The organism is Nocardia sp. NPDC058658 (assembly GCF_042716665.1).
Taxonomy (GTDB): domain Bacteria; phylum Actinomycetota; class Actinomycetes; order Mycobacteriales; family Mycobacteriaceae; genus Nocardia.
The window spans coordinates 1-6048 of the sequence record NZ_JBHXRR010000048.1; the positions used below are offsets into that span (position 1 = coordinate 1).

The following is a 6048-nucleotide window of genomic DNA, read 5'->3' on the forward strand; positions in this document are numbered from 1 at the left end:
TACCGGAAACGAGGTGAACGAACCCACCCTCGAACTCAGCGCCTGACCCATTGAACCGAAGGATTTGCGTTACACCACTACTGGGGACTTGACCCGGGCGTGACGGATCCAGCTCGAGATGCTGTGTCTTCAAACCACTTTCATTCAGCAACGGCCGCAACGGAACAACGCTGGGGAAGTTGCTCGGGAACACATCCACACGCAGGCGATGACCGGGCAGGAGCACACCGTCGGTACCGCGAATGCTGATGTCGACCGTCGTCGGCTCGCCCGGCACCACCGGTCGGCGGGTGTCCAGGGTGAGGAACGGGAACGGCTCGGTGTAGTCGCCGTTGGGTGAGCGGGTCGACTTGCTGTCGTCGATCGCGCGCAGTGACGCCATCACCTGACCCTGCGTCCACACCGTCGAACGGCCATCGGGGGCAACATCATTGACCGTCACTGTCCAGTAGCCGTCGGTCGCGTCGAGCACCGTGTTCAGATGGGCGGCGATCGAACCGGAGATCTTGGTCGGCTGGGTCACCGGGGCCGAAGTGAAGGTAAGTCCAGCACTTTCGGCGATGCGGGCGTCCTTCAGGCAGGCATCCGGCAGCGGTATCAGGCCCGCCATGCCACGCGCGGAATCACGCGAGCAGATGGTGGTCAGCCCCGGTTCGATCGAAACACGCTTGGCCGCACCGGGTTCGGTGACCAGACTGCCGTCGAACCGCGCGCCCGGCGCGGTCCCCGACGACGCACCGTCGAGGTACATCCGCCGGTACTCCATACCAGGACGCGGGAACGAGACGTCGCTGGTCCACTGCTCACTTCCCTGCTGCCACAACGTGACCGAGTCATAGCGATCGACGCCGTTGTCGATTCCCTTGAGCCACTTGTCGAACCACGCGCGCTGCAACGCGTCCAGCGGCGCGGGCCCGGCGGGCTGGCCCATGCCCGAGCTCAACGTGATGTGGTAGATGTCGTCCATGACGAGCTTCTTCTGCTCGGCGGGCACATCGACCGCGTTGTAGATCTGCGGGGTGGTGTGGGTGAACAGGTCGTGCCAGCCGCCGTAGACGAAGGTCGGCACCTGCACCTGATCCGATTTGCCGACCCAGGAGGTGCGCAGCGGGCTGTCGTCGTCGAGGATCGGCGCCAGCTCCGGCGGGATCTGGTCGACGGTCGGCGTACTCAGCGCCGCGATCAGCACATTGAAGAAGGTGAACGGGTCGCGGACGCGATCGGCGAGCCAGACCCAGTCGAACTTGCCGGTCAAGATCGACACCATGTCGGGGAGCAGTTTCGCGCCGTTGACGGCGAGCAACCACATCGGGATGAAGCCGACGCCGAGGTTGCCGCCGGGCGCGGCGACGTCGCGGATCAGGTCGCTACCGGGCACGATCGGGAAGATCGCCTTCAGAGCTTCGGGATGACGCTGCGCGGTCTGCAACTGGTTGATGCCCGAGTAGGACACCCCGCTCATCCCGATCTTGCCGTCGGACCAACCCTGTTCGGCAGCCCAGTCCACGACCTCGACACCATCGAGTTGCTCGCGTTCGCCGAACACCTGCCAGGTGCCCTGCGAGAAACCGGTGCCGCGCACGTCGACGACCACCTGGGTGTAGCCGCTGCGGATCAGGTTCCGGTCGACGGAGAAGGTGCGAGCCGCGCCGCCGGGGACGATCCGGAACATGTCGCTGAGGCTGCTGAAACCGAACGGCGAGAAGTCCAGGTTCGCCAACACCGGGTTCAGCAGTTCCGACAGCCCCGGCACCGACAGCGTCGAGTCGGCGACGTTGGTGACCAGCTTGGTGTAGGGCGTCATGTTGACGATCGTGGGCGTCGGTGCTGCGATCGGCTGCCCGTCGGCACCGGCCGGGTGATAGACGTTGGCTTTCAATACGGTGCCGTCGCTCATGGTGATCGGCACGTCCCACTCGATGAAGACGTTGGGGTACTGCTGTGGTGCATTATGGGTGGCGACGAACTGCGCGTCGAGGCCCTCCGCGTTGGGCGATGCCACTCCGACCGGCGCAGATGCGACTACGCCTGCGAATACGACGACCGATGCGACGAGCGCAGCCAGCCGTCCACGATGTGTGATCATGCTTCGGTTCAGCCCTCCACCATCGGGAACCATGCCGTTCCCGTACCGCAAAGTAACGTAGCGCGCGTCACGTTCGATCGCAAGAACATGTTCTGGGTAATCCACGATCAGCGCCCGCGCGCGCCCCGCGGCGATCACCTGACAGAATCGGCACTGTGACAGCGCCCGAGCTCGACGACGGCCGCCGATACCGCGGCGCCGCGCCGGGGCAGCGTCAGCAGGAACGCCGCACCCGGCTGATCGAGGCGGCCACCGATGCCTTCGGTATCGACGGCTACCGCAACACCACAGTCACCACGATCTGCGCGGCGGCAGGCGTCGGAAAACGCTACTTCTACGAATCCTTCTCCGACAGTGAGGATTTGCTGCTCGAGGTGTATCGCGAGACGGCCGCGCGGATGATCGAGGCGATCCACACGGGCATCCGCGATGCCGATACCGACGTCGACACCCAGGTGCGCGTCGCACTCACCGCGTACTTCCAGCTCATCCTCGACGACCCCAGGGTGCCCAGGATCGCGTTCTTCGAGATTCTCGGCGTGAGCCCCGCGGTGGACCGGGCCTACTACGACGTACTCGACGCCCTGGTCGACATCTGCCTGGCGCTGGTCACCCCGCACGTCGACCTGGAAACCCACCCCGCCGTGAACGTGCGCACGGTGCTGTTCGGCCTGGTCGGGGCGATCGTGATCATCGCCCAGAAATGGGTCCTCGACGAGTACCGCCAGCCGATGACCGATGTGGTGGACAGCGCGTGCCTGGTGGTCAACGCGGTACTGGCCAGACTCGGCTAGGAACTTCGGGTGAACAGCGGCGAACCATCGCGTTGACGTATTGCCTTGTGCGACACCATGTGCCCACACTGGTGTGTCTGTGTCGACAGCGTCGTCGCCTATCCACGATGAGCGAAGGATGCGCGATGCCGTTTCTACTGATCTCCGGAGTCTTCGTCGCCAAAGGCGCTCAGCCCGACGGTGATTCGGTGCGCTTCCGGCCCGACGACCTCACTCTCTGGGATCGGGTCGGCGGTCCGCATCGGGTCAAGCGCAACGCTTCGGGGGCTGCTCAGTTGCGCCTCGACGGCATCGATTCGCTCGAAACGCATTACACGCCCCGGCACGGCACCCGCATGCACCAACCGTTGCCACTGGCTCACGCCGCCGCCGAGGAACTGCTGGCCTGGCTCGGCTTCACCGGCGTCGTCCGCAACGCGAGCGAGACGGTGACCAGTACCGATCAAGCCGACGTGCCCGGTTTCATTCTGACCCGCGGCGCCGATCTGCACGGCCGATGCGTCGCGTTCGCCGGGCGTGGACCCGCACCCGGCGACTCGGGCAGCGAGACCTTCGTCGACGTCGCCCTGCTGCGCCTCACCCTCAACCACCATCAGTTGGCGACCGGCCTGGCCTACCCCACGTTCTACCGCAGCCTGTTCCCTGCCTTGCGCGAAGAATTCACCGCCACCGCGAACGCCGCCGCGGCCGCCGGACTCGGCATCTGGCCAACCGACGCGACAACGAGCGGCGCCGCAGTCACCTCGCCGACCTCGCTCACCGACGACCTCGTACTGCTCCCGAAACTGTTCCGCCGCCTCGCCGACTACCTCGAGCTCGGCGACGGCGACCTGTCGCTCGACGGTTTCCCCGCGTTCCTCGCCCAGGCGGCCGACCGCTTCTTCATCGTGTCGACCGGTCACTCCACCACCGGCCTCGACGCGATCACGGTGATCGACGGCGCGACGGTCCGCCTCACCCATCCGCCGACCGATCTGGTTTTCGACGAGAAGTAGGCGTTGAACGTCGGCGTCTGCGGGTAACCCCGGAGTATGACCACCAACGAGAACCGACAGCTCGATGAGGTCATCGAGCGGTTGATCATCCGGTACCCGACCATCGCACCCGCCGAGATCGCCGACATCGTGCACAGCGTGTACGACGCATTCGGGAAGGTCCATATCCGCGACTACGTGCCGTTGCTCGTCGAGCATCATGTGAAGGAAGAGCTCGGCACTCCGACCGGGGACATCCCACCCATCCCGGATTGATCGGGCGCGCGCTCGGGCTAGCGTTGACGTAGCTCACGTCAACCATGAGGAGGTCCGCATGCCCGACACCGTCCGCGGAGTCATCGCCCGCGCGCAGAACGCGCCGGTCGAAACCGTCGACATCGTGATTCCCGATCCGGGGCCGCACGATGTGGTGGTCCGCGTCCAGGCCTGCGGGGTGTGCCACACCGACCTGCACTATCGCGAGGGCGGGATCAACGACGAGTTCCCGTTCCTGCTCGGCCACGAGGCGGCCGGTGTGGTCGAATCCGTTGGCGACGCCGTGACCCATGTGGCCGAGGGCGACTTCGTGGTGCTGAACTGGCGCGCGGTGTGCGGCGAATGCCGAGCGTGTCGACGCGGACGCCCCTGGTACTGCTTCGACACCCACAATGCCAGCGTCCCGATGACGCTCACCGACGGGACCCCGCTCACCCCCGCCCTCGGCGTCGGCGCGTTCGCCGACAAGACCCTCGTGCACGAAAAGCAGTGCACCAAGGTCGATTCCGAGACCGACCCGGCCGTCGCGGGCCTGCTCGGCTGTGGCGTGATGGCCGGTATCGGCGCCGCCATGAACACCGGAAACGTCTCACGCGGTGACAGTGTCGCGGTGATCGGCTGCGGTGGTGTGGGTGACGCCGCCATCGCCGGTGCGCGCCTGGCCGGTGCTGGCACGATCATCGCGATCGACCGCGATCAGCGAAAGCTGGACTGGGCCAAGGACTTCGGCGCCACCCACACCATCGATGCGACCAGTGAGGACGTGGTCGAGCGGATCAAGGAGCTCACCGACGGTTTCGGTGCCGATGTGGTGATCGACGCGGTCGGCCGCCCGGAGACCTGGCAGCAGGCGTTCTACGGCCGCGATCTGGCCGGCACGGTGGTGCTTGTCGGAGTTCCCACCCCCGACATGAAGCTGGAGATGCCGCTCATCGACCTGTTCTCACACGGTGGGTCGTTGAAGTCCTCCTGGTACGGCGACTGCCTGCCCGAACGCGACTTCCCGATGCTCGTCGACCTGTTCCGACAGGGCAGGTTGCCGCTGGACCGGTTCGTTACCGAGAAGATCGGCATCGACGAGGTCGAGCAGGCGTTCGCCGCGATGGGCGACGGCAAGGTGCTGCGTTCGGTGGTGGTCTGGTGACCCGCATCGAAAGAGTCGTCACGTCAGGCACATTCGCGCTCGACGGTGGTACCTGGGATGTCGACAACAATGTGTGGCTCATCGGTGACGACAACGAGGTGCTCGTCATCGACGGCGCCCACGACGCCGACGCCATCACCGCCGCGGTCGGCAACCGCCACGTCACCGCGATTCTGTGCACCCACGGCCACAACGACCACGTGACCGTCGCCCCGGAACTCGCGAAACGCCTCGACGCGCCCGTTCTCCTGCACCCCGGCGACGAGCCGCTCTGGCGCATGACCCACCCGACCGCCGCCTACCGCTCACTCGCGGACACCCCGCGAATCACGGTGGCGGGCACCGATATCGACATTCTGCACACGCCAGGCCACTCCCCCGGCTCGGTGTCACTGCACGTCCCCGACCTCGCGGCCCTGTTCACCGGCGACACCCTCTTCCAAGGCGGTCCCGGCGCCACCGGCCGCTCGTTCTCCGACTTCGACACGATCATCGATTCGATCCGGGACCGGCTGCTCACACTCCCCGAGGAAACGACGGTCCACACCGGACACGGCGACGCCACCACCATCGGCGCGGAAAAACCGGCGCTCGCGGACTGGATCGCCCGCGGTCACTGAGCTGGACAGGCGATCACCAGGCTCTCAGGGTTGTTTTCGGCCCGAAATTCCGCCATGAACTTGGTTTTTAACCGGGTGGGCGGGCCATTCAGAACCCCACTTGATCACGAAAGAAGCCCTTGATCGATGATTCTTCTTGCGACAGAACGAATCT

6 protein-coding genes are annotated in these 6048 nt (G+C 65.7%); 5 read left to right on the forward strand and 1 reads right to left on the reverse strand.

Features of this window, described 5'->3' with window-relative positions; genetic code table 11:
* Positions 1-2086: CocE/NonD family hydrolase (locus ACFWUP_RS31170; protein ID WP_379239575.1), on the reverse strand; the 2086-nt coding region annotated here is incomplete at its 3' end.
* A gap of 155 nt (positions 2087-2241) precedes the next feature.
* On the opposite strand from ACFWUP_RS31170, the gene ACFWUP_RS31175 reads away from it, so the two are divergent.
* The 5 genes from ACFWUP_RS31175 to ACFWUP_RS31195 all read left to right on the forward strand — a co-directional run bounded on the left by ACFWUP_RS31175 (position 2242) and on the right by ACFWUP_RS31195 (position 5894).
* A complete protein-coding gene (locus ACFWUP_RS31175; RefSeq protein WP_379239576.1) occupies positions 2242-2880 on the forward strand; it encodes a TetR/AcrR family transcriptional regulator in 639 nt (212 codons plus the stop codon).
* A 125-nt stretch (positions 2881-3005) separates the two neighbouring features.
* Positions 3006-3875, forward strand: a complete 870-nt coding sequence (locus ACFWUP_RS31180; RefSeq protein WP_379239577.1) for a hypothetical protein — start codon at positions 3006-3008, stop codon at positions 3873-3875.
* Positions 3876-3911: 36 nt separating this feature from the next.
* Complete coding sequence (locus tag ACFWUP_RS31185) at positions 3912-4130, forward strand: three-helix bundle dimerization domain-containing protein (RefSeq protein ID WP_379239578.1); 219 nt, start codon at positions 3912-3914, stop codon at positions 4128-4130.
* Positions 4131-4188: 58 nt separating this feature from the next.
* Positions 4189-5274, forward strand: coding sequence for an S-(hydroxymethyl)mycothiol dehydrogenase (locus ACFWUP_RS31190; RefSeq protein WP_379239579.1), 1086 nt, complete (start codon positions 4189-4191; stop codon positions 5272-5274).
* Positions 5268-5894 carry an MBL fold metallo-hydrolase gene (locus ACFWUP_RS31195; protein ID WP_379239580.1) on the forward strand — a complete coding sequence of 209 codons (627 nt, stop codon included), beginning with the start codon at positions 5268-5270 and terminating at the stop codon, positions 5892-5894. The genes ACFWUP_RS31190 and ACFWUP_RS31195 overlap by 7 nt, the downstream gene beginning before the upstream one ends.
* Positions 5895-6048: the final 154 nt, after the last annotated feature.

Excerpts from the sequence above, each read along its gene's own strand:
- ACFWUP_RS31190 (WP_379239579.1), top strand. The coding sequence starts at position 4,189 with ATGCCCGACACCGTCCGCGGAGTCATCGCCCGCGCGCAGAACGCGCCG.
- ACFWUP_RS31180 (WP_379239577.1), top strand. The coding sequence starts at position 3,006 with ATGCCGTTTCTACTGATCTCCGGAGTCTTCGTCGCCAAAGGCGCTCAG.
- ACFWUP_RS31185 (WP_379239578.1), top strand. The coding sequence starts at position 3,912 with ATGACCACCAACGAGAACCGACAGCTCGATGAGGTCATCGAGCGGTTG.